Source organism: Nitrospirota bacterium, from assembly GCA_020851375.1.
Lineage (GTDB): Bacteria > Nitrospirota > 9FT-COMBO-42-15 > HDB-SIOI813 > HDB-SIOI813 > RBG-16-43-11.
This window is the reverse complement of sequence record JADZCV010000028.1, coordinates 1-24,560: the sequence shown is the minus strand read 5'-3', so window position 1 is coordinate 24,560 and position 24,560 is coordinate 1. Positions and strand designations below refer to the sequence as shown.

Here is a 24,560-nt window from a genome sequence, read left to right as displayed (position 1 = left end):
ACTTAAGATAACGAATATTTGAAGTGACAGAAAATTTAACACTATGTTATTTAACGTAACCAATTGAATAATCAACGAATATCCGCAAAAATACCATCAGCAGACTATTTGTTACCCTTAAAAGACCCGAAAAACCGACGGAGAAATTGACAGCAGGAGTTAGTGTAACATTACTACAAGTGTAATTCTATTTATTATCAATAAGTTGAAAATGTGGCATTCTCTTTGCATGATAATGCAGTATGATGAAGAATGAATACCACAAAGGAGAGGAGGTGAAAACATTGAAAAGAATTAATAAGATGAGGTGCTATTTTTTAACAGTGGTAATATTGGTCATGGGTGTTCTATGGGCGGGAATTGCTTCTGCAACTCCTATTGTGAATATGAATGGAACGCTGACATTTTCCAATAACCCTACCGTTTATGCTGATACGGGATATGAAGCAGTTACGCTAACAGACACGGATGGTGTAACCGATGATGCTACTGCGTTTATCTTTCTGGAGCTGGCAGGTTTTGCAAGTTCCAATACGTTTGGTATATATGGTTTTTCAGGGAGCGGCAGCAGTGTCAGCTTAGGTGATATGCTTGAAGTTTTTTCCGGCGCCGATGGCGTTTTTGACAGTGCGACTCTGAGATTCAATATTGCCGGTGGTACGGTGACCAATTTATCTACTGCAATCACCAGGAATATTGGAACAACCTTTGGTTTCTATTTAAGTACGCCGCAAAATTACACCTATTATTCGCATGGAGCGCTGAACCCGGACGGCATTGATCACATGTTCTTGTTTGATACAGGTGACAATACGGTTGGTCAACTACTGGGGTCTGATGTTGTCGTTGGAATAGAGGATCTATATGGAGGCGGCGACAGGGATTATAACGACATGGTTGTCGGGGTTACGGATGTACGGCCGGTTTCAGCTACGTCAGTTCCTGAACCCACGTCACTTTTTCTTTTAGGCTCTGGTCTTATCGGACTGGGCTTATTGGGAAGAATGAAGATAAAAAGAGGATAGCAAAATCAAGCAGGAGGACCTAAGATGAATACAACAGGAAGACACAACAAAACAGGGGTTAAGAGATGTCTAATGGTAATAATTTTGTTACTAATTGGAACATTATGTTTTACCGGGCCATCTTTTGCGATTCCAACCCTTCAGCTTGATATCGGAGGGGGTACGTATGATTTGACAACCGAGACAATTGTTACTACCTCCAATCCGTTTACTTTGTATGCGTATCTTATACCTGACAAAACAAATAAGCTGAATGACAAGTATTACATATCAATGGCCATTACGCCAAAACGTAATACAAGTGGGACTCTTGGTTCGTTTACCTTCAATTCAACAACAGTAAATGCCACATCAGATATGACCTTTGGCGTTCCACCACTGGAGACATACCTTGGAAATATTGCGACATTTGACGCGGGTGATTTGGCGAAGCACGATATATTTGAGACCTATTTCTACGAGTATGAATTTCAGTTTGGCAGCAGTCAGATAAACCCTTATAATACTCAGAACAGGGCAAGGACAGGCGGTTCTATTCCAACATCAGGGACAGGCATGTATTATGTTGCGCTTGATATCAATACCGCCCTTTTAAACCCGGAGTACAATCTTCACTTTGACCTGTACAATACGGCGCTTGCAAAAAGATCAACAACTGATCTTGATGTAACGCAATTTGCACCGTTCTCTCACGATGCTGAATCACGCCGTCAGCAAGTTCCTGAACCAGCAACATTGCTCCTCCTTGGTTCCGGGCTTGTGGCTCTTGGATTGACTAAAAGAAAGATAGGATAATAAGTTTTGCATTATTCCAACTCCCCGTTTTCTTACGGGGAGTTGGAATAATTATTTCTTCAAGCTCACAAGAATCTTCTCTGCCTCATCCGCCTCATCAAACTTCTTATTGATTTTTATGGCCGCTTCGAGTTCCCTTCTTGCAAGTTCTTTATTCCCATTCTTGTAGTATGCCATCCCGAGGTGATAACGCACCGTTGGGTTATCCTGCAAATTTTCACTGCTATCCTTCAGCAGCGAGATGGCCTTTAGATATGCCCCCTTCTTGTAATAAATCCAGCCAAGTGTATCAGCGACTCCAGGGTCATCGGGGAGTTTCTCCTTTGCCCTCTGTGCAAGGTCTAATGCCACATCTATGTTTCCGCCATGCTCTGCATATATCCACGCAAGGTTGTTTGCTGCAGGAGCGAACTTAGGGTCAATCTTTAATGCCTTTTCGTAATATTCCTTTGCCTTATCATGATTCTTTTGAGAATCATATAGTATCCCTATTAGCATGTAGGGCTGAAGGTAATTGGGGTTTACCTTAATGGCCTCTTCAAACCGGGCTATTGCCTTGTCATAGGTCTTGCCTTGCGCATACAGTGTCCCAAGGTCCATGTATGATGCCAGGGTGTTCTTGTCTGTTTCAATGGACTTGCTGAAATATTCCTCCGCCCTTTTTTCATCTTTTTTTACCATGTATGCCTTCCCGATCAGATTATAGATCAGGGGGTTGTTTTTCGAGACGGTTAGTTGCTTATTCGCCCTTTCTATGGCCTTGTCAACCCCGCCCTGCTCTATAAATATTCCCATGATAAGTGCAAGGGACTGGATCATCTGAGGATTCAGGGAAATGGCTCTCTCAAACTCAGCCATCGCGTCATTATTCTTTTTCTGTGCCCTGTATATAGTCCCGATCCTGAAATGAGCAAGCGGGTCATTTGGTGAAATACGGACCAGCTCTTTGTATTGAGATAAGGCGCTGCCAGCATCCCTTTTACCGACATAGGCATCACCGAGTATCCTCCTTGCTTTTTGATTATCAGGCTGCATGGCCAATACCTTCTTTGCCTCACTGACTGCCTCGTCATATGAGTGTAGTCTGAAGTAGACCTCTGCGAGGCTTGCCCGTGCATCTGTTGAATTTGGTGCTGACTTTAATACCTCTGCCAACTCATTCTTTGATAGCTGTAAGTCACCTGCCATCAGGTGGGCCTGAGCAAGAAAGTACCGGACATCAGAGCGTCCGGGCTCATCCTTCAATACCTTTTGAAACTCCGAGATTGCTTCTGATACCTTTAATTTGGCAAGGAATATTCTCCCTTTCAGTGAGTGCCCTTCTGCGTCTCCCGGATTCTTCTCAAGTATACTGTCCGCATATTTTAATGACTCGTCAATATTTGACTTTGTAAGATAGTAAGAAGCGAGCCTCTTTTTTGCAGTCAGTTCCGCCGGATTAATCTCATCACCCTTCTGATACGCCTTTACAGCTTCATCATCATGTTTCTGAAGAATATATAAGTCTCCCAGTATTATGTGAGGTAACGGATTCTTAGGGTCAATACTGCCAGCCTCGATAAACTTAGATTCTGCCTCTTTAAACCTGTTCTGTGAGGAATAAAATCTTCCAAGTGTAATGTGGAGATTGACATTCTCAGGGTCTATGCCAATGGCCTCTTTATATTCTTCCTCAGCAGCGGTCATTTCATTTTTTAAATAATGCAGATTTGCAAGGGCGAGGTGTGCATTTACTGATTTGCTATCTATAGAGATGGCCTCATGGTAGACCTTTTCAGCGTCGTTCAGGTTTCTCTGTGAGACATAAATGCTGCCGAGATTAAGGTATGATGGTATACGTTTCGGATCAAGCTCAATAGCCTTTCTAATCTCCCTGATTGCATCGCTGTCTTTCCGGAGTCTTGCATAGGCATTTCCAAGGAGCAAACGGGCATCTACATTGTCAGGTTCCTTCTTTAAGACAAACTCTCCTTTTTCCTTAGCCTGCGTATATTCCCTTGACAGCAGCAGTATGTTGCCAAGCTGTATCTGTGCATCCAGGATATCAGGGTTGAGTTCAACCGCCTGTTTGAGTTCTTTGTAGGCATCAGCCAGATCCTGTATCCGCCCTGATCTGACAAGCGCCAAACCAAGCCGGTAATGTGCTTCAGCATCCTTTGGGGCTATCTGGGTCGCATTCTTATATTCTATAATTGCTTCCCTGTATTTTCCTTCAGTGAAATACTTCAATCCCCTGTTTACGTGTTTGGCCTTCTTCTCTTCCGGACTACTGCAGGAAGTCAAAGTTAATAAAAGAATGCAAACCAAAATAATGCGGCCCTTGTACATACCCCCTCCTTTAGTCATCATATATCCCTTGTCAAAATATTGGCTTGACTTGTCCACGTATTACGCTAAAATAGGCGATGAATGGGAAACAGATTGGGTAAGAATGGGTAATCTGTTTCTCAATGTTCCTTGCAGTACACACTAACAATAATCAGAAAATTAAACTGAATCGCATGGTAAGATAACACGATATATGGAAAATGGCAACGACATTAGCAGGCTTGACTTAGACCCTGATAGTATTATGAAGGAAGAACCCTCTGTTGATTGTGTCGGGGGCCTTCTTCTTGGTAACAGCAGGCGGATAACGGACATAAAAAACATAATACGGCGTGTAGCCCAGCCGGACATTACTGTCCTGTTGCGGGGTGAAAGCGGCACTGGAAAGGAACTTGCGGCTCAGGCAATTTACAGGCATTCCAACAGGATGGATAAACCTTTTGTCAAGGTCTTATGTGCGGCAATACCTGAAGGTTTGCTGGAAAGTGAATTGTTTGGTCATGAGAAGGGCGCTTTTACCGGAGCGCACAGGATGAAGCCTGGAAAGTTTGAGTTCGCAAACAAAGGGACGATCTTTCTTGATGAGATTGGTGATGTGCCGCAATCACTGCAGTCTAAGCTCTTGCAGGTACTGCAGGATGGAGAATTTTCAAGGATAGGAGGCAGAGAGGTTGAGGTGGATGTCCGGGTAATTGCCGCTACAAACAAGAATCTTGAAAGGGCGGTTGTAGCCGGGACTTTCAGGGAGGACCTTTTTTACAGACTCAATGTTGTCAGTATAACTATGCCATCCCTGCGTGACCGAAAAGAGGATATCCCCGTATTGACGGAATTTTTTCTGCACAAATATTGTAACATCTATAATAAGGATTATCGCACACTGTCGCAGGAGACTATGGATAGATTTGCCTCTTATCGCTGGCCTGGAAATGTAAGGGAGCTTGAAAATATTGTTAAACGGATAATAGTCCTTGGAAGTGAAAAGGTTGAGTTAAGTGGTTGTTCGGAGGCTGATGCATCAGTGGACAATGCTCCCATGGTGCATTTGGAAAATAAGGAAAAGGATACTGTTGAAGCAACGTTTAAGCCCCGCCGTTTAAAAGAGATTGCCCAGGAGGCCGTCAGCAGGGCAGAGGAGGAGGCTATTAGAAAAACTCTGCTCTTATGCAGGTGGAACCGCAGGAAGACTGCAGAAATGCTCTCTATCAGTTACAAGACACTCTTTTATAAGATGAGGCAGTATAACCTGTTTGAATAAAAAAGAGAAAAGATTTTCCAATATTAGTAATAAGCGTGACCATGTCATAGTTTTGTCAACGTAAATTTTTTCAGAATTTCAGACGATAGCGGCTTAGATGATACCCAAATATCTCATGGATGCGGTGTGCCATGTTGAAAGGCCCTGTTTTTAGGGTACTATATTGGTGGCATTGATATTGCAAGTTTGACCCTTTGACGAGGAGAGCATCAACTTGCATGTTTCAACATTGAGCATGGAAATAATTCCAAGAGGACAAGTAAGTCTTATGTTTGATAAGGTAACACAGGCCCTTGATAAGGAAGCATTTGACTATATGCTTAACATTGAGGTGAAAAAGGCTGCGAGATACCTTTACTTTTTCTCGCTTATGGTAGTTCAAAGGGATAAAATTTTAAAAGAGCTGACGCACCCTGAAGAAGATGAGCTTATACGGAAGCTTGCCGCAATAGTTAAGGAGGAGATAAGGTCAACCGACATTATAGGCAGGATTGGGGATGATAAATTTATTCTTATATTAGACCAGGCAGATTATCAGTCATCTTTGAAGGTAGGTGTTAGGATCAAAGAGCGCATAGAAAATTATACATTTAAAACTAATGGACATCTGATCGGTATGACGACGAGTATAGGCGTTGCATGTTTCCCGACGCATGCGAGTGATATTGTAACTCTTAGGCAAAAAGCTGGCCATGCACTAAATATAGCTGTTGAAGGTGGCGGCGGGAAAGTTTGCCTTCCAGATTAATAATTGTAACAATTTTATGGAAATTCAGAAACCAGGACTTCAGCAGATAGAAGATTATTTAGAGATATTTCTCCGCAGAAAGTGGTTTATCATAATTCCGGTTATGGTTTCCATTGTAGGGATATTATTAGCACTCATTCTTATTCCCAAGATTTACAGGTCATCTACTCTTATACTTATAGAGCGTCAAATGATTCCTGAGTTTTATGTAACCCCTACGGTTGATAATGATATAGCGTCAAGGCTTAATACGATTACCCAGCAGGTTATGAGCAGGACGCGGTTAGAGTCTATTATAAACGAATTTGGACTATATAGCAGGGTGAAGGACAAGCTTACAAATGAAGAGATTGTAGAGCTTATGAGAAAGAGCATAACCCTGGATGTGAGGAGTGGGTCACGCGGTCAGGGTAGTTCCTTTGCCATTTCATATATTGGGAGTGAACCTGAAACAGTAATGCATGTTACGAACCGGCTTGCTTCTCTGTTTATAGAAGAGAATTTGAAGGTCAGGGAGCAGCAGGTTGAGGGGACGACGAACTTCCTCGAGAATGAGCTCCAAAATCTGAAAAATTCCCTGGAAATACAGGAAATGCAGATGAAGACATTTAAGGAGAAGTATATGGGGGAGCTTCCCTCACAGCTTGAGGCAAATTTAAGGACGCTGGACCGTTTACAAATGGAACGCCAGATGACAAATGAAACCTTAAGAGTTGCCGAGGACAGGAAGATTACAATTGAAAGTCAGTTGTCTGAGATTGGCGCTGCTCAGGTTAGCCGGGGGGCAGCCGCAACCGGGACAGCGCCCAATGACCCCATGAGGATTAGACTTGCTCAATTACAGTCAGAATTGTCTCAGCTTTCAAGCACATATACGGAAAAATACCCTGATATTGTTAGAGTAAAGAGTGAAATAGATGAAATTGAATCTATGATCAGGACAGGAAAAGGGAGAGAAACAACTGGAAGTGGTGCTGGAAGAAACCCGATAGTGAGTGATGACCCCCGATACCTTACATTATCATCCCAATTAGCAGATGTTAATGCAGAGGTAAAGACACTTAAGGAAAAACAATTAGAGCTGTCAAGAAACATTACCCTCTTCCAGGCGCGTGTGGAGCGTATTCCTCAAAGGGAACAGCAGATTTCGGCCCTTATGAGGGACTATGAAAATACGAGGCAGAATTATCAGAATTTGCTGACCAAGAGACTTGATGCGAGGCTTGCTGAGAGTCTTGAAAAAAAACAGAAGGGTGAGCAGTTCAGGATACTGGACCCGGCAAGTCTGCCGATCAAGCCATTCAAGCCTAATGTAATGATGATAGTTTTTGCAGGTCTTGCCGGGGGCATAGGAGGTGGCGTTGGCCTGGCACTCCTGCTGGAGTACATAGATGCCTCTTTCAGAAAGCCCGATGATGTTTATACGGCTATTGGTATTCCTGTTCTGGCGTCTGTACCCCGTATCGGAGGAAGATAGGATTTAAGGGATTATAAGCTATGAGAATGGACTGGATAAAGAGAAAAAGAACAGAAGATGGCAATGTGATGACCCAGGGTGCTGATGAGCGGGTTCCTGTAATGATTGATGAGGCTGGTAACAGGATCAATAGCGGCGTCATTGACAACAGGCTTGTCACCCTAAAAGAACCAGCCTCTATTTCAGCAGAGCAGTATCGCATTTTATTTACGCGTGTAGCCCAGTTGCGTCAGGAAGCCAGTTCCTATGCGCTCGCAGTTACAAGTTCTGTTAAAGCAGAGGGCAAGACCTTTACCTCGCTTAACCTTGCAATCTCCATAGCCAGAGACTTTGATGAGAAGGTACTTCTTATTGAAGGAGATTTAAAAAATCCAGGGCTTTATGGGTATTTAAAACATCCGCCTGGATTTGGACTAACAGATGTTTTAGTTGGGAAAATAGATATTGAGTCATGTGCTGTGAAGATGTTTGACGGGCAGTTGTCGGTACTGTTCGCAGGTAAAACAGTTGGAAATCCTTCAAGACTTATATCGTCTATAAGGATGCAGCAGATAATGAAAACTGTCAGAGAAAATTACAAGTACATCATAATTGATACACCCCCTATTATTCCATTGGCTGATATCAATATCTATTCTAAACTTGTAGACGGTATTTTGCTTGTAATTCAGGCCGGCAAGACCCCGCGAAGTATTGTGAAAAGAGCTACTTCAACCCTGGCAGCCGATAAGGTTGTTGGAGTAGTACTGAACTGTGTTGAACCAATTCATTCCAAGTATTACTATGGTTCAGGATACGACAACTACTGAAATAAATAGGGACAGCGACTATTTATTCTGTACAAAATAAATAGTCGCTGTCCCTATTTATTTCTATTTATTTCGCTATTATGGTACGATTACGGTATCACCTGGCCGTAACAGGATATTAGCCCTCATATTTTTACCGCCGACAATATCCGAATATTTGATTGAAACCCTGTTTCCTTCCGGGTTCATTGGGCTTTTTCGTATTACAGTTATCTTATCCTTGTTAGCCCACTGGCTAAAGCCTCCGGCAAGTGCTATTGCCTGAGTTATGGTGGTGTCACTGTGCAGGGGGTATTTCCCTGGTCTTATAACTTCACCGGTTATAAATATGGATTTACTGTTTGATTCTCTGACGATGACGGATACAATCGGCCCCTGCTTGAACTCTTTTAGTCTGTCCTGTATGGCTGTCTGCAACTCATTGGGGGTACGTCCGTCAGCATGGACTTCTCCAATCAGCGGCAGTGATATCATTCCATCAGGCCGGACTATTATTGAGAGTGACAGTTCAGGCGATTTCCAGACAGAGATTTCAAGGAGGTCTTCTTTCCCAATAATATAATCCCCGCTGATATTCTTGTCATAATCAATAGTTGAAATTTTTATCCTGTTATTTTCCCTTATAAACCTTATTCGCACATTTCCGTTTGTAAGCATTGCATTGCCATTTGCCTTGTTAACGAGGGTCTTATTATAAATAGCGTCAACAACGGCAGAATCTCCTGCATTCTTGATGTCTGAAATCTCGAATTCATACAAAGTAATCAAATTACGGGCAATAATGTCTGAATAGTTTGCCCTTATTTTGTCAATTTGATTGCCCCCATTTTCAAGCGCTGTGTTAGAATAGAATGACATGTACTCATCAACATTCCCATTCTTAAACGCTGCTGAGAATGACTTCATGGTATTTATCAGCTCACCATCACGTATTTCATTCTTGTCAGAGGGCGCAGCTGTTGTTATCCTGGCTGATGAGAGGAGCAGGGCGCCGAATGTTGAAAAAACGACCAGTATAATAATTATTCGATATAGAATACCTGCAGTGCAATAGGATTTGATTGACATAGCGCTTATTATCGGTGATTAAAGAATAGGATATTAACCCGAAAATGTCAACGGGCAAAGCCGTCCTTGTGCTAAGTTTTAACGATAGTAATACGCTGAGGATGATTTGCAACATTATACGCGGTTAATGTAGAATATTAATGAAATGATGGAAATACAGATTGCACGTCATTCAGGCTTTTGTTTTGGTGTCAGGGAGGCCATAAATAAGGCTACGGAGATAGCTGCATCATCCCCAATGCCTACAAGGACGTATGGCCCGCTTATTCACAACCCACAGGAAATTGATCGTCTGAAGCAGGATTATGGCATTGAACCGATCAGGGACCTTGAAGGATATAAGGAGGGGAACCTTATAATAAGGGCACATGGAGTTCCCCCGGAAGATTATAAAACGGCTCAGGTAAATGACCTGAACATTATTGATGCCACCTGCAGGTTTGTCAAGGATGTGCAGGACTATGCAGTGGAGTTTTGCAGAAGGGGTTATGAGCTGTTTGTTGTTGGAGACGAGATGCATGCAGAGGTAATAGGTATTGTGGGGCATGCCCGTCATGAAGTGCCGGATTGTACGATACATGTTGTGTCTGACCTTGAACAGATTATAGAGAAAAGGCCCCTGCGCCCTGCAATAGTTTTTCAGACAACGCAGGAATTTACGAAATTTAAAAAGATAGAGCAGTGTATCAAGTCAAATGGCCTGAAATGGAAGATTAAAAATACCATTTGCGGCGCAACAAGGAGCAATCAGTATGCTGCCGATGAACTGGCGAGAATGGTGGATTTGATGGTGGTTGTCGGCGGCAGGAACAGTGGAAATACAAAGAGGCTTGCTGAAATCTGCTCAAGGCATGTATGCACGAGGCATGTGGAGACCTCAGAGGAACTCCTGCCGGAGTGGTTTAACGGCATAAGTAAGGTTGGAATAACAGCCGGGGCCTCAACACCGCAGTGGCTTATTGATGATGTTATAGAGAGGATAGAGGAGATAGATAAGGCGTGGGAAGAGACAAACAGGGGTCGAGGGGTCAAGGGGGCGAGGGGTCAAGTGTAATATCCGTACTTCACTCGAAAATACTCCTAAGTACCCGTCATTCCCACGGAACCTGTCCCCGCATGATTTAAGCGGGGAGTGGGAATCCAGAACCCAGGCCGCGGTCTGGATTCCCGCTTGCGCGGGAATGACGTTTTCATGAACCCTGGTGAGCCCTGAGCTGTGAGCTTGTCGAACAGTCGAAGGGCTCATGACGGTTCACCTGAAAATGCTCCTAAGTACCAGTCATCCCCACGTAACCTGTCCCCGCATGATTTAAGCGGGGAGTGGGAATCCAGAATCTGGCCGCGGTTCACCTTGACCCTCGACCACTTGAACCCTATGGAGATTAAAATGACCTTAAGGACAAATGAAGACAGACTCGTTAAATTTGCGGTACAGGGTAGTGTTGTTTATGCCAGGTGCTTTGGCTGGGAGCTTGCAAGCAGCGGTGTGAGCCTTATGCTGCCGAGTGTTGGAGGAATAACGTTCAATGTTAAAGTCGGTGATACTGTTTTTGGCTGGGCAGGGGACCATATCGAACCGTGCGTGTCATTCAGCAGTGACCCCAAGGAGCCAAACAAGGACCCTAATCGTGCATTTAATACATTTTCATGCATAGGCAATGAAGCTGTTGTAATATCGGGTGATGCAAAAGGTGCCAAAGGGGTGGTAACAGGCCATCATGGCGGTGTGGAGCATGTCATCGCAGATTTTGATGAAGAAACGCTCGGGAAACTTACCCAGGACGATAAAATATTAGTCCGTGCATATGGGCAGGGGTTGTCACTCGAAGATTATCCGGAGATAAAGGTATTCAGTATGTCCCCTGAGGTGCTGAAAAAGACAGCCATAAGTGCAATCGCAGGCGGCAGGATTGAAGTACCGGTCACGGCCATAGTCCCAGGCAAGTTGATGGGTTCAGGTCTCGGGCATAATGATGTATACAAGGGGGACTATGACATCCAGACCTCGGACGCTGAAGCAATAAAAAGGCATAAACTTGAGGGACTAAGACTGGGTGATTTTGTCGCGATACAGGATCATGATTCCAGCTATGGCTGGACCTACAGGGAAGGGGCGGTCACTATCGGCATTGTCATTCATACGGATAGTTACCTTGCAGGCCATGGACCTGGTGTACAGACTATAATGACCTCAGCCAGGCCGCTGATAGAGCCAACGATAGATCCGGATGCAAACCTCGGAATTTATCTCAGTATTGGACGCTGGCGGTAAGTGAAAAAGGTCCTATTTGTCTGTCATTCCCACGGAAGTGGGAATCCAGAATCAAGCCATCGGTCTGGATTCCCGCTTCCGCGGGAATGACGTTTTCATAAACCTTGGTGAGCCCTGAAAGTTAAATGGAAAGTTAAATGGGGACAGCGACTATTTATTTCTTCAGGTCATAATCTGCAAAATAAATAGTCGCTGTCCCCATTTAACTTTAACCCTTCCGTATGTCTGAAGCCTTCATGCTAATGAAGTTGCTGGTACTGCTTGCCTCATAATGTGGAAGTCTTGTCATACCTGAAAGCGGATTCTTCTTGCTGTACTCCTCGACCTGTTTCATTGACAGATCGTGCCTCTTCAGGGTGTCTGCAACCTCTTTCTTTGCACGCTCCCGTGCTTCATAGAGCTTCATCTGCACCCTGCTCTTTACATTTACATCACTGTCACCCGATGTCTCTATCGAGACAAACAGGCTGTTCCCAAGGTCTGTTACCACCTTGGCCTGAACCCCGTCGCTCTGTGTGCTCGGCATGCAGCCGAATGGTTTTACTGAGACAACCAGATGAGCCTTCTTTTCCCTGAATGACATGATATGCTTGCCGATCTCCATATGTCCCTCGCCGCCTGATATACGCGGGTTGTAATAGTTCTTTGCATATTCCGCCACCTTGTCCTGGGAGGAGAGTGCATCAGGCCTGAATTTAAGGGCGCTCCGGTAACTGGTGTAATAGTAGTGGAAGAGGAGGCTTGCGGCCTTCAGACCCAATATTGTCTTGTATGCCCCCTTCTTGACTTTGCGGCGTTCCATTGCCCTCTCCGCATGTTCCCAGAAGATAAAACTGACCCAGTTGCTGACAGGTTCTGTAACAACCTCAGCCCCTTCAGACTCAAGCCAGCGCTGCAGCATATAATTTCCTTCACCCTCAGTTGTCATTGCCCAGAATTCGCCTGTTAATTTTACCTTTGGTTTGACGCGCGAATAATCAACCCTGATTGCAGAGAATAGCTGATTGATTTTTTTCAATACAGGGCGCAAAGATTTCCTCTCCTGAAGCGCAGAGTAAAGGAGAGTCCTCCCGTTCTCAATACATTTGTCTGTTTCACCGGGAATAATTTCATATGGCCGTATTTTATATCCCAGTTCATTCAGCATATCTCCTGCCATGATTGTCTTGACCAGAGTGATAAAGAATTTAGGCGTAAGCTCAAGGCCCCATTCCTTTCCCTGATTCATGTCCCCTGATTGCTGAAACAGGAGAACCCTGAAGTCAGGGAAACCGGAATCCCGCAGGGCCTTTCTGTATTCAGCCTCATACATCCCAAAACGGCATGGTCCGCATGAGCCTGCTGTCAGAAATACATATTTATCATCAATCTTTTCTGTGTCATTGTCTGCCTTCAGGCCCCGGAGATACTTTATCAGATTCCCTACGGTGTAGTATGTGGGGTTGCATTGACCCCGGTTTCCGTACTCTTTTCCGACTGACAGTGATTGATTGTCAGGGACAGGAAGGTATTTTGCATTGTACCCCATTCCCTTCAGGGCCCCTTCAATGAGATAGTCATGATTGTGTGTGAGGCCTCCAAAAAGGATGGTGGTCGAGTCACGCTGGTCTTTTGTAAACGGCCTCTCAGCAGGTCTCTTGTAATGTTGAATATTTGAGTTCATTTTTCAGCAGCGCCTCCTCATATCTTTGCAGGAAATAATGTATGGTCTCAACCCTGATCTTTATTGAACCTGACGGCCTGTTTTCGTCAATGTCATGAAATGTGAAATAGGGCGTCTGTGTTGCAGACAGTATTTCTTCGACCACGGCGTATATCGGTGAATCATGTCCGCACCTGAAATTGGAGAGGTCAACAGCAACAAGATTTGGATGCCTTGCCGTGTATTTCGCCCCCCACAGCTTCTTGTTTGTATTCTCACTGTATGAGTTCTTCCATACGTCATCTATCTCCAGGGGATGACCTATTTCACCACGCCGTACTTCGTCGCCAAAGAGTCTGTCCATTATGTCATCATCATGCGGAAGCGATTCGACGGTAAAGACGGGATAACCGTATTTTTGAATCTCAGACAGGATTTCATGGTTAAGCCCGGGATCATTATGATAAGGCCTGCCGAGGACTACAACACCCACCCTGCCTTCTGATTCAATCCTGCGAAGCACCTCACTTCCCCTTCTTCTGAGATCATTTGTATAATCTGACAGGGCCCTGTAGCCTGCCTCCATCGCCTCTCTGTTCCGGAACTTGTCAAGTCCGAATAACCCGGATGCGAGCTGATGCATCTGCTGTTCAAAGAGCTCCGGTTCGCTCATGTTAAGGTGAGGCGCCAGGAATCTTATACCATGTTTTGTAAAGAGGTCTTCCTCCTTTGTGAATGCGGCCTTGATTACCTCAGGGGTTGCTGCAACTGTCGGACAGGACGAGCTTGCAACAGCCTTCTTTATCTCTGAAGGCAGATCAAGCAGCATTGGAAAGAATATCACATCAGGCCTCGTCTTTTTCCCATATATCAGGTTATGGACATGAGAAAGTGCAACCTTGCTCGGAAAGCATGCGTCTATTGCCCCGCGCCTTGAACCCTCTTTATACATCTTTTCATCGGTGTTGTCAGATAGAATGATATGTTTAAAGGGTACCCCGGCACTTTCAAGGTATGCGATGAAGAAAGGTGCCACTGAATACATGTTAAGGGTTCGCGGAATGCCAATCCTGATATTGCAGCCTTCGTTTTTGTCAGGGTTCAATTTGGACGATAGCCGGCTTTTTAAGACTTCCCTTGCTGCAATCTCAGACATGTCAGGATACATCTTCTTAAGGTCGTCAGCCTTCTTCTTTATAGCCTGAACATCCCTGATATCTTCCACTGTCCCCTTGTCACAGGTTGCGATTATATAACGTTTGGAGTGTCTGACTGAAGATGATTCTATATCAATGAAGGTCCTCTGGCAGCTGTTCTGGCAGAAATTACATCTTGTTGATTCATCCCTCAGGGCATTGAATCTGATCCCCTCTGCTGCATCGAGACCGACAAAACTCGTCTTTCCTTCACCAGCCACGCGTATTGCCTCAAGAGCGGCTCCAATAGCGCCGCTTTCGCCTGTATACCTGTGAACATGTATTTCTGCGTCAGGCACCCTGGACTTGATAAAATCGTACTGTGCCTTCACAGCAGCGAGATTATGCTGTGTGCCTCCCTGGAGGATGAATGTCCTTCCAAGCCTGCGCAGGTTTGGTTCCTGGACAACGTATAGCCAGATGTTCTTCGGAAGAACAGTAGCCAGGCCTGCCATGATCTCTTCCCGCTCCCACCCCTGCTGTTGAAAGTTCACTATGTCTGATTCAAGAAAGACTGCACATCCGTAATGAAAAAGCGGCAGGCGTGCTGCCTTAAATGCCAGGTCAGCATATTCTGTCACGTTAAACCCAAACCGTTCGGCCGTATTTTGAAGGAAATAGCCGTTGCCTGCGGAGCATTGCGTGTTTAATTTAAAATCCTTCACCTTGCCGTCTTTCAGGAAGATGACCTTTATGTCCTGCCCCCCGACATCCACGATCACATCCGCATTTTCAAAATAGCGAAGGGCAGATTTGGTGTGGGCAACTGTCTCTACAAGGGCGATGTCAGCCCCGAAGCATTCCTTAAGCATATCCTTTGCGTAGCCTGTGGTTCCTGCCCCTGAGACCTCAAGGTGCGCCCCTTGTGATTCTACCTGTTGTCGCAGGTCTCTCAATATTTCCCTCGTATCGTCAATTGGATTGCCTTTCGAAAGCCTGTATGCCCTGGCAAGGAGCTCGCCCTCCCTGTCAAGCAGAACGCCTTTAGTAGATGTTGAGCCGCCGTCAATGCCTATATAACCATAGACTGTTTCTCCAGGCTGGAATGCAGGCGGAGTGAAGGGAGCCTTTCTGAACTCTCTCACAAATCTCTCAAGTTCCTCATCATTCGCAGCCAGACCTGTTGATACCGCCCGTGCATCTGATTTCCTCCGGCCTCCTGATATATAATCCTCCAACTCCTTCAGTCCCTTGTATCTCCCGACCGACTCATCTTCACTCCTGCCGTAGATTACTGAGCCCATTGCAGCATAAAACTGGGCGTTGGAAGGGACGTAGATGAGATCTTCAGGCTTCATCCCGGATGGCAGGGTAATTCCACGTTCCTCCCACATCCTGGGTATATGATGTGACCAGGCTTCCTGCAGCGCCGGTATAAAGGCATTGGGCCCGCCCAGGAGAAGTACATGCGGTCTTAAGGTATTGCCCCTTGTCAGTACACTCAAATTCTGCTGAACGATGGCCTCAAAAAGAGATGCCATTAATTCCTGAGACGGGATCCCCTGTTTCTGAAGTCCGTTGATGTCTGTTTCTGCAAACACCCCGCATTTTCCTGCAACAGGGTGCAGTCTTGTGCCGGTATACCGCAGGCTGCTTACCTCATCCTGAGAGATGTTCAGTTTTGCGGAGATCTTGTCAATAACAGCCCCCGTCCCTCCCGCACACTTGTCATTCATGCTTGAGAGTTTTCTCCTGTTTCCATTGGCGTCTTCAGCCCAGATGATAATCTTTGCATCCTGGCCGCCTAATTCAATGACAGATCCCGCGTCCGGATGGTTATGCTCCACCGCAAGAGAAACAGCATTAACCTCCTGTACAAATTTGGCGCCTATTAGTTCCGATACAGCCCTCCCGCCGCTTCCTGTAATAAAGATCCGGAATTGGCCGGAATTCCCCATAAATTTGTTTTCTATAGCCTGAAGGAATTCGAGGACCTTATGAATCTGTCTTGTCTCATGACGCTGATAGTCTTGCCAGAGGATGCTGCCGGTTGCACCATCAAGGACTACGGCCTTTACAGTGGTCGAGCCTACGTCAAGGCCAATGAGTATATTGTTCAGGCTGGAAATAATATTGCTCATAAAACATCGGGTCAGGCTGCCTTAATTGTGATTTGCAGGGAGAGGCTGACGGCAGCTGACGTGCCAGTAGACTGACATGTCAGTCTACTGGCAATTTTACTCAAAACTTCCTGCAAAGTCAAGGTTATTTTTAAGATACAAATACTTTGACCTGGCCAATTTTAAGTTGTATAATTAGGACAAAATTATCATTGAAAGGGGGTGAATTCCATGAAGGTTGTATCCCTGTTATTTATTACATTATTGCTCATTTTCAGTGGTGAAGCTTTTGCTGCCGACGGCGGCAAGATATTTAAAGATAAATGTTCATTATGTCACGGAACCCAGGGGGAAGGTACACCTTTGGGCCCTTCTCTAAAGGGTAATGAGTTCATTTCCAAAGGCAAGGCTGAAGACATTAGGAAGGTCATACTTGAGGGGCGCACAGGACCAGCAAAGAAGTATCCGAAAATTGTCATTGACATGCCGAAGGTTCCGATGCCTGATGCTGATGCTAATGCCCTTGTGACTCATCTGAAGGGGGATTTACAGAAATAACAGCTTTGCGTGCAGTAAAATTGTCATGGGGTGCGGCAGAAGTTGCTGCACCCCTAAAAGGTCAGCTTTGGATTCCTCAGTCCATTCAGGCCAAAGTTAATCATCTCATCCGCAATTACTCCAATATCCGGTTTATCCTTTCTGTACAGAGTGATATGTTCGATGACTTCTTTGATGCATCCAAGGATACAATAGGAGATCAATGTTGAGTTGCATTCCCGCACAAGGCCCATTGTAATCCCAAGGTTGAATGCCTCTTCTATCCTGTAAGCCCAGTTCCTGTAAAACTGACTAATCTTCTTGTCAAGCTCTGCATCAAGGCCGGTGGCATGACGAAGCAGTATGCCTGTCAACTCCGGATTTTCAATAAAAAGGGTTAATACCCGTATCAGGTTTGCCTTGAGCTGGTCCAAAGGATTGGGAAGACCCTGTCCCAATTCTATCTTCTTTATACAGTGGTCGAGCTCGACTATGAGGTTATCGAGGACGCTGTCGAAAATCTGCCGCTTATTTTCAAAATAGAGATAAAAGGTGCCGCGTGCTATGCCGGCCTTTTCTATAATGTCAGAGATGCTCGTATTATGATATCCTTTGTGTGAAAAGGCCGAGATGGCTGACTTGAGTATCTCCTCCCTGCGGTTCTTTTTTAGCAAGTCAGTGTCCTGCTATGGTCAGTCGTCCGATCTTTATTGTGGGAGAGCATATCTTCTGCCTGAAATCGAGGTCATTTCCGATCATCTCTATCTGCATGAGCATATCCTTAAGGTTGCCTGCTATCGTTATCTCTTCCACAGGATATGCCAGCTCCCCTCTTTCTATCCATATTCCGGATGCTCCGCGTGAGTAGTCGCCTGTTACAGGATTAAATCCAAATCCTATAAGATCAGTAACATACAGACCTGAGTCAACAGATCTGATTATTTCATCAGCGGTATATCTGCCTGCTGAAAGATAAAAGTTTGTTGGCGCTGCAACAGGAGGATCTCCTGCCCCGCGCGAGGCATTGCCTGTTGAGGTCAGGCCCAGCTTCCGGGCAGAATATGAGTCGAGGAGGTAATTAGTGAGGATGCCCCTCTCAGCTATAGTCGTCTTTCTTGCAGCCGCACCCTCGCCGTCAAACGGTTTTGAACCTATCCCCCATGGGATTGTCCCGTCATCATATATGGTTACATCAGGAGCAGCGACCTGCCTGTTTAACATGTTTACAAGAAATGAGGCCCCTTTATAGACAGAGTATCCTGATAATGCAGAGCAAAGGTTGCCGAGAAGGGTAGATGCCGTCTCAGGATCAAAGACAACCGGTGCCTGTTGAGTCTGAATCTTCCTTGCACCGAGCCGGCGGATAGTCCGCCTTGCTGCAGTCTCTCCAATGCTCTCCGGCTTATCAAGCTTACTGAATTGCCTTGAAGAAGAATACCAGTAGTCGCGCTGCATAAGCCCTTCTGCTGATGCAATAGGTGTGGTTGATATCGAGAACATAGAGGTCATGTACTCTCCTGAAAGATTATTTGTACCTGCGTAAATGATATGAGTAAATCTCTTGCTGCAGCTTCCGCCGTCGGAATTTGTAATCCTTTCGTCATATTTTAATGCCGAGGCCTCTGCTGTTTTTGCCATCTCTATCATCTCTTCGCTGGTTATCTTGTGAACAGCTTCGTCATATACCTCCACATCTTTTATCTTCATCTTATATTGCGGCAATGGGAGGCCTGCAAATTCATCATGAGCAGTTACCTTTGCAATGGCGCAGGTGTCTTCTATGAGCTTTTCCAGTGATGAAGGGGTGAAATCAGAGGTCGAGCTGATTGCGCTCCTCTTGCCGAAAAAAAGCCGCAGTCCAAGGGTCTTAAACTGGGAGTCTGTAATCTTGTCAATAGATGAAAGACGCACCTGGACGTCGGAAGAGCGGCCATCAACGATGATTATGTCGCCATCAGTTGCGCCCATTTTTTTTGCCTTTTCCAGGATATCCTGTGCTATCTCAATAGTAATGTCCATATTATTCTCACGATAATACACCCCTGATTAACCTTAAACTGTCCCTCCGACTGTCATGCCGTCTATCCTGACAGTTGGCATCCCAACGCCTACAGGTACAGACTGGCCATCCTTGCCGCATGTCCCGATTCCTGTGTCAAGTTCGAGGTCATTTCCCACCATGGAGACCTTCTTCAGCACATCAGGGCCATTGCCTATTAGCGTGGCTCCCCTCACAGGCGTCGTCACCTTTCCATCTTCTATCAGATATGCCTCGCTTGCAGTAAAGACAAATTTGCCATTCGTAATATCCACCTGTCCGCCTCCGAAGGAGACGGCATAGAGCCCCCTGCTAACGGAGCGAATGATGTCTACAGGGGTGGAATTCCCCTCCAGCATGAACGTGTTGGTCATCCTCGGCATTGGCGGATGTGCGTAACTCTCACGCCTGCCGTTTCCTGTCAGCGGCATCTTCATAAGTTTTGCATTTAGCCTGTCCTGCAGATACCCCCTGAGTATCCCATTCTCTATCAGGATTGTACGCGATGCCACAGTCCCCTCATCATCCACGTTTATTGATCCCCTTCGTCCCGGAATTGTGCCATCATCAACTACAGTGCATATATCAGAAGCGACCTTTTTCCCTATCATATCTGTAAAGGCCGATGTCCGCTTTCTGTTGAAGTCAGCCTCAAGGCCGTGACCTACAGCCTCATGAAGCAGTATACCTGGCCAGCCAGATCCAAGCACGATATCCATGGTGCCGGCAGGCGTATCAACTGCATCCAGGTTTATCAATGCCTGCTTGGCAGCCCTCCTGGTATAGAGTGCATAACGGTTTTCATCGAAGAAATATGAAAACTCCACCCTGCCGCCGCCGCCGAAGCTCCCAACCTGGCGATTCTCCCCGCTCTCTGCTATGCACGTAACATTAAGCCTGCATAGGGGCTGTATATCTCCGATGATGAGTCCCTCTGATGTAACGATGAGTATCACCTTATACTGGCTTGTGAAGGATGCTATGACATTCTTTATCCTTGAGTCATAGTTTCTTGCCATCTTGTCTATCTTATCAAGCAGTCTTACCTTTGCCTCTACAGCTACATCTGTAGGATATATGTCAAGGGGATAGAGGTTCAGGGCCGGTTTATTCATCTTGTTCAGGGACACGGTGAGATTATCCCCTGATTGTTCCGCAATATAACCTGCTGTCCTTGCGGCAACCTGAATGTGCTGAAGAGACACATCATCAGAATAGGCGTAACCTGTCTTGTCTCCTGCTATGGCACGGACACCGACACCCTGCGTTATGTTCCGTGATGCCGTCTTGACAAGCCCTTCTTCAAGGTTTAAAGATTCACTCGTAACATACTCAAGATAAATATCCGCGTAATCAACCTTACGGCTAAGTAATCCGGCGAGGGTCTTTTCCATCGTAAGGTTGTCTATCCCAAACTTATCAGGAAGGAAGATTTCGGGTGAAATTGTCTCTTTTGACATTGTTAATTCCCATCTCGTAGTTATAATGACAGAATAATAGAACAGTTGTGCATGTGTCAACAATAATTACACTGTATTTACAAATGGCCATGTACATTGTAATATAAATGGTCAACATGATTAAGCTGATTATTTTTGATCTTGGGAAAGTCATACTGGACTTCTCCTTTGCCTCTGTTGCAGAGGGGCTTGCAAGTGCGTCTGACGATGCACTGTATAGAGACCCGGCTAACATAGCAGACTACCTGCTGAAACATGGAAATGACATTGCGGTCATGTATGAGACCGGCAGGATTAGTTCCCGGGAGTTTTTTAATAGTATAAAAAACTCCTTTGCACTGGATCTGTCATTTGATCAGTTCAAACGGATCTGGAGTGATATATTCAGGGAAAATGAGGGAGTTGCGGCATTAATTGAAAAGCTGAAGAGGGACTTCAGCCTGTTCCTTTTGTCAAATACTAATGAGCTCCATTTTGAGTTTATCAGCAAAAACTTTCCCATTGTGCACAGGTTTGATACCTGGATATTGTCATATGAGGCAGGTGTAATGAAGCCTGATCCTCAGATTTATCGTATTGCATTGGATAAGGCAGGAGTGTCTGCTGAAGAGGCTATATTTATAGATGATACAAAGGGGCATGTCCTTGGTGCACATGGATTGGGTATAAATGCAGTGGAGTTTAAATCAGTGTCACAGATAACAAGGTTTATTGAGGAGACAGTATATGAACAGTCAGCAAAATGATGCAGTGGCAGAAGCTCTTAAGAGGTTTTTTGATGCATTCCCCTCCGGTCCCCTTGGCATAGAGGAGGCTGCTTTAAGTGAGTGCAACAGGAGGATAGTGGCGGTTGATGTGAAGGCTTCAACAGATTCTCCCCCATTTTCGAGGGCGCTCGTGGAAGGTTATCTTGTTAATGTGGCAGATACTGCCTCTGCAGGAGAAAACAAACCAGTAACACTTGCGGTCACCGGAACGATAGAGCCTGGCAAGGCATATGCTGAAGGCCTGGCGTCAATGACCTGTATGGAGTTAAGCACAGGCGGCCTTGTACCGGAAGGCGAATATGCCGTAGTAAGGCACATGGATATTGTAAAGACAGGGACCGGGATAATAGTAAAGAAGGCTGTTGCCAGGGGTGAAAATGTTGAGTCTAAGGCATATGAACATAAGAAAGGTGATGTAATCATCAGGCCGGGAACAAAATTGTCACCTAAGGAGATTATGCTGCTCGCAGGCCAGGGAGTTTCATCAGTTACCGTCTCAAAAAAACCGGTGGTGGCTATATTCAGTACAGGAACTGATATCTTAAGGCATTCGGAGCCTCTTAAACCAGGGTATGTCTGGGATGTAAATTCCTACACCCTTGCTGCGCTTGTCGAAGAATGCGGCGGAATGCCTATGGTAGTGGACATAATGAGAGACGATTTTACCGCATTTCAAAAAACGCTGCGGGGCGCCCTGACCCGTGCGGACATGGCAGTAATCTCAGGCGGCACAGCCGCCGGCGGCAGGGAGTTCATAGCAGAGCTTATTAATTCCATTGATGACCCTGGTGTTGTTGTGAATGGCGTCCCCATGAAGTCAGGAAAGCCTCTGATTATGGGTGTGCTTTCGGAAAAGCCTGTTGTGTGTGTGGCAGGCTATCCGCCTGAGGCCATAAGGGGGTTTGAATTATTCGGGATACCGGCTATTTCAAGGCTTCTCGGTCAGGTTGCCGGATAAGGGGCATTCAGAGAAATATCTATGGAACGTTTTATATCTCCTGCCCCTGTCGTAACATTGGAGAAGGCATTCTCCAATCCTTTCAATAATTTCATAGCAACCGCCCGGACATGTTACTCAGGCAAAGGTATAGTTACTGAAGACAGCATAACAGAAGATCACAGGAGGCTCGCAAAAAGTATTTACAAGGCAGGCCACCACACAACTCTTCAGCACGCGCACTTTCAGTTTGCGATATCTAACGTCTCCCGTCAGTTCGTCTGGTCTTTCCTGCACAGTCATCCATTCTACAACTCCGAACAGGTAAGCCAGCGCTATGTTGCAATCAGGCCCGGCAGTTTTCTTGTTCCACCCCTGAAGGGGAGGGCCCTCGCATTATATGAAAAGACCATATCTTTTCAGATGGAGGCATACAGCAGGCTTTCTAAAGAGCTGCTGCCGATAGCAAGGAATGAATATCTGAAGATTTTCAAGGTGCAGGAGAAGAAGGGCAGCAGAAAGAGTAAAAAGGGCAGTGCATCTCCGCAATTGGACCTGCCATTCTTTAAGTCAGCGGATGACCTGAACAGGGCTGTGATCAAGAAGGCACAGGAGGCTGCAAGGTATGTCATACCAGTTTCAGCATTTACATATCTTTATCATACGATCAGTGCAGTCACCCTTTTAAGGTACTACAGGCTGTGTAAATCCTATGACACCCCTTTTGAGCAGCAGGCAGTTGTTGAAAAGATGGTGCAGGAGGTCCTCCGCCTGGAGCCGCTCTATAAACTGATTCTTGAAGAGCCGTTGGAGGAGGATGCAATCCCGGAGTATCAGTTTTTTCAGTCAGAGAGACATGACAGGACTTCAAGGCTCACAAAAAGATTTCTGAGTGAATTTGATTCAAGCCTCGACGGCAGGATTTCAAGGCTTGTTGACTTTAAGAAGCATAATGAACCTATTCTCGCACAGTCTGTTCGTGAGGTGCTCGGTATCCCGTCATCGAAGCAGAAAGACAGGAGGAGTTTCAGTGACAGGAAGGCAATTCGGCAGGTATTAGACCCTTCTGTAAACGGGCTTTATGGAGAGACATTAAATCTGACTACAATGTCCAAACTTGCAAGAACACTGTCACATGTATCGTATACATTCAGAAAAAGGCTCAGCCACACTGCAGATTCCCAGGATCAGAGACACAGGAATACCCCTGCATCCCGCCCATGTCTTCACAGGCAAATAACGGATGAGCCGGATTATATTACGCCGGCTATTATCAGTCAGGATTCCAGGATAGAGAAGAACTATAAAGAAGTAATGAACCGGATATGGGATTCTGTCAACAAGCTTAAGAAACTGGGAGTGAGCAGTGAGTTTGCCATGTACCTTCTGCCAAATGCCGTGGCCGTCCGTTTTACAGAGTCAGGGGATCTCCTGAACCTGCGTCACAAGTATGCCATGCGGCTCTGCTATAATGCACAGGAAGAGATATGGAGGGCCTCGCTTGATGAAGTAGAACAGATCAGGGAGGTTGATCCCATCATAGGAAAATATCTCCTGCCTCCGTGCACGTCAAGGGATATGGCCCGTGTCAGGCCGGTTTGTCCTGAAGGAGACCGGTTCTGCGGTGTAAAAGTCTGGCGCCTCAGGCTTAAGGATTACAGGCGGATAATCTGAACCCGGCCTGACTACTGTTTCACTCGAAAATCCCCGTTCAAATCCCCCCTCTCCCCCCTTTAATAAAGGGGGGAACTGATTTCCTCCTTTGTAAAGTGTGGGAACTGATTTCCCCCTTTGTAAAGGGGGACTAAGGGGGATTTTCATCTGCCTTTGTGAGCCCTGAGCTGTGAGCGTGCCGGACAGTCGAAGGGTTCATGTCGGTTCACTCGAAAATCCCTGTCTACCCGTCATTCCCATGGAACCTGTCCCCGCAGGATTTAAGCGGGTAGTTGGAATCTGGAATCAGGCATCGGTCTGGATTCCCGCGTACGCGGGAATGACGGTTTCTCTAACCTTGGTGAGCCTGAGGCTCATGACGGTTTACCTGAAAATGCTCCTGTCTACCCGTCATTCCCACGGAACCTGTCCCCGCAGGATTTAAGCGGGTAGTGGGAATCTGGAATCAGGCATCGGTCTGGATTCCCGC

The 24,560-nt window shown here is 45.7% G+C and carries 19 protein-coding genes; 12 read left to right on the top strand and 7 right to left on the bottom strand.

Annotation, left to right across the window (positions count from 1 at the left end; genetic code table 11):
* Positions 1–284 precede the first annotated feature (284 nt).
* On the top strand, positions 285–1,025 hold the full coding sequence (locus IT393_06465; protein MCC7202282.1) for a DUF4114 domain-containing protein: 741 nt from the start codon (positions 285–287) through the stop codon (positions 1,023–1,025).
* 24 nt (positions 1,026–1,049) lie between these two features.
* Entirely contained in the window at positions 1,050–1,820 is a 771-nt protein-coding gene (locus IT393_06460; GenBank protein ID MCC7202281.1) for a choice-of-anchor N protein, read from the top strand.
* Between the two features lie 51 nt (positions 1,821–1,871).
* Here the strand turns inward: IT393_06460 and IT393_06455 are convergent, their stop codons facing one another.
* A complete protein-coding gene (locus IT393_06455; protein ID MCC7202280.1) occupies positions 1,872–4,148 on the bottom strand; it encodes a tetratricopeptide repeat protein in 2,277 nt (758 codons plus the stop codon).
* Between the two features lie 193 nt (positions 4,149–4,341).
* Here IT393_06455 and IT393_06450 point away from each other — a divergent pair, with 193 nt between their 5' ends.
* The 4 genes from IT393_06450 to IT393_06435 all read left to right on the top strand — a co-directional run bounded on the left by IT393_06450 (position 4,342) and on the right by IT393_06435 (position 8,440).
* Complete coding sequence (locus IT393_06450; GenBank protein ID MCC7202279.1) at positions 4,342–5,406, top strand: sigma-54-dependent Fis family transcriptional regulator; 1,065 nt, start codon at positions 4,342–4,344, stop codon at positions 5,404–5,406.
* Positions 5,407–5,674: 268 nt separating this feature from the next.
* On the top strand, positions 5,675–6,154 hold the full coding sequence (locus tag IT393_06445; GenBank protein ID MCC7202278.1) for a GGDEF domain-containing protein: 480 nt from the start codon (positions 5,675–5,677) through the stop codon (positions 6,152–6,154).
* Entirely contained in the window at positions 6,123–7,631 is a 1,509-nt protein-coding gene (locus tag IT393_06440) for a hypothetical protein (protein ID MCC7202277.1), read from the top strand. Before IT393_06445 ends, IT393_06440 begins: the two co-directional genes overlap by 32 nt.
* A gap of 20 nt (positions 7,632–7,651) precedes the next feature.
* The gene (locus tag IT393_06435; GenBank protein ID MCC7202276.1) at positions 7,652–8,440 is read left to right on the top strand and encodes a CpsD/CapB family tyrosine-protein kinase; all 789 of its coding nucleotides are present in this window, start codon (positions 7,652–7,654) and stop codon (positions 8,438–8,440) included.
* Positions 8,441–8,518: 78 nt separating this feature from the next.
* Here IT393_06435 and IT393_06430 read toward each other — a convergent pair whose 3' ends face one another.
* Positions 8,519–9,508 carry a polysaccharide biosynthesis/export family protein gene (locus IT393_06430; GenBank protein MCC7202275.1) on the bottom strand — a complete coding sequence of 330 codons (990 nt, stop codon included), beginning with the start codon at positions 9,506–9,508 and terminating at the stop codon, positions 8,519–8,521.
* A gap of 145 nt (positions 9,509–9,653) precedes the next feature.
* Between IT393_06430 and ispH the strand changes: the two genes are divergently transcribed.
* Together ispH and IT393_06420 are read left to right on the top strand one after the other, a co-directional pair.
* Complete coding sequence (ispH, locus tag IT393_06425; protein ID MCC7202274.1) at positions 9,654–10,562, top strand: 4-hydroxy-3-methylbut-2-enyl diphosphate reductase; 909 nt, start codon at positions 9,654–9,656, stop codon at positions 10,560–10,562.
* Positions 10,563–10,895: 333 nt separating this feature from the next.
* Positions 10,896–11,780, top strand: a complete 885-nt coding sequence (locus IT393_06420; protein ID MCC7202273.1) for a DUF4438 domain-containing protein — start codon at positions 10,896–10,898, stop codon at positions 11,778–11,780.
* 208 nt (positions 11,781–11,988) lie between these two features.
* On the opposite strand, the gene IT393_06415 is transcribed toward IT393_06420, so the two are convergent.
* Positions 11,989–13,443: a hypothetical protein gene (locus IT393_06415; protein ID MCC7202272.1), complete on the bottom strand. Its 1,455-nt coding sequence runs from the start codon at positions 13,441–13,443 to the stop codon at positions 11,989–11,991.
* Entirely contained in the window at positions 13,406–16,699 is a 3,294-nt protein-coding gene (locus IT393_06410; GenBank protein MCC7202271.1) for a CoA activase, read from the bottom strand. The genes IT393_06415 and IT393_06410 overlap by 38 nt, the downstream gene beginning before the upstream one ends.
* Before the next feature lie 210 nt (positions 16,700–16,909).
* On the opposite strand from IT393_06410, the gene IT393_06405 reads away from it, so the two are divergent.
* The gene (locus IT393_06405; protein ID MCC7202270.1) at positions 16,910–17,236 is read left to right on the top strand and encodes a cytochrome c; all 327 of its coding nucleotides are present in this window, start codon (positions 16,910–16,912) and stop codon (positions 17,234–17,236) included.
* A 53-nt stretch (positions 17,237–17,289) separates the two neighbouring features.
* On the opposite strand, the gene IT393_06400 is transcribed toward IT393_06405, so the two are convergent.
* From IT393_06400 to tldD, 3 genes are read right to left on the bottom strand one after another with little or no spacing between them, the layout of a single operon-like run.
* Entirely contained in the window at positions 17,290–17,889 is a 600-nt protein-coding gene (locus IT393_06400; GenBank protein ID MCC7202269.1) for a TetR/AcrR family transcriptional regulator, read from the bottom strand.
* A gap of 1 nt (position 17,890) precedes the next feature.
* The gene (locus tag IT393_06395) at positions 17,891–19,234 is read right to left on the bottom strand and encodes a TldD/PmbA family protein (GenBank protein MCC7202268.1); all 1,344 of its coding nucleotides are present in this window, start codon (positions 19,232–19,234) and stop codon (positions 17,891–17,893) included.
* Between the two features lie 33 nt (positions 19,235–19,267).
* Complete coding sequence (gene tldD / locus IT393_06390) at positions 19,268–20,713, bottom strand: metalloprotease TldD (GenBank protein MCC7202267.1); 1,446 nt, start codon at positions 20,711–20,713, stop codon at positions 19,268–19,270.
* Between the two features lie 116 nt (positions 20,714–20,829).
* On the opposite strand from tldD, the gene IT393_06385 reads away from it, so the two are divergent.
* The 3 genes from IT393_06385 to IT393_06375 are packed head-to-tail and all read left to right on the top strand — an operon-like array spanning position 20,830 to position 24,091.
* Positions 20,830–21,459 (top strand): HAD family phosphatase, encoded by a 630-nt coding sequence (locus IT393_06385; protein MCC7202266.1) that lies wholly within the window; start codon positions 20,830–20,832, stop codon positions 21,457–21,459.
* On the top strand, positions 21,440–22,438 hold the full coding sequence (locus IT393_06380; protein ID MCC7202265.1) for a molybdopterin molybdotransferase MoeA: 999 nt from the start codon (positions 21,440–21,442) through the stop codon (positions 22,436–22,438). Before IT393_06385 ends, IT393_06380 begins: the two co-directional genes overlap by 20 nt.
* A 21-nt stretch (positions 22,439–22,459) precedes the next feature.
* Positions 22,460–24,091 carry an FAD-dependent thymidylate synthase gene (locus IT393_06375; protein ID MCC7202264.1) on the top strand — a complete coding sequence of 544 codons (1,632 nt, stop codon included), beginning with the start codon at positions 22,460–22,462 and terminating at the stop codon, positions 24,089–24,091.
* Positions 24,092–24,560: the final 469 nt, after the last annotated feature.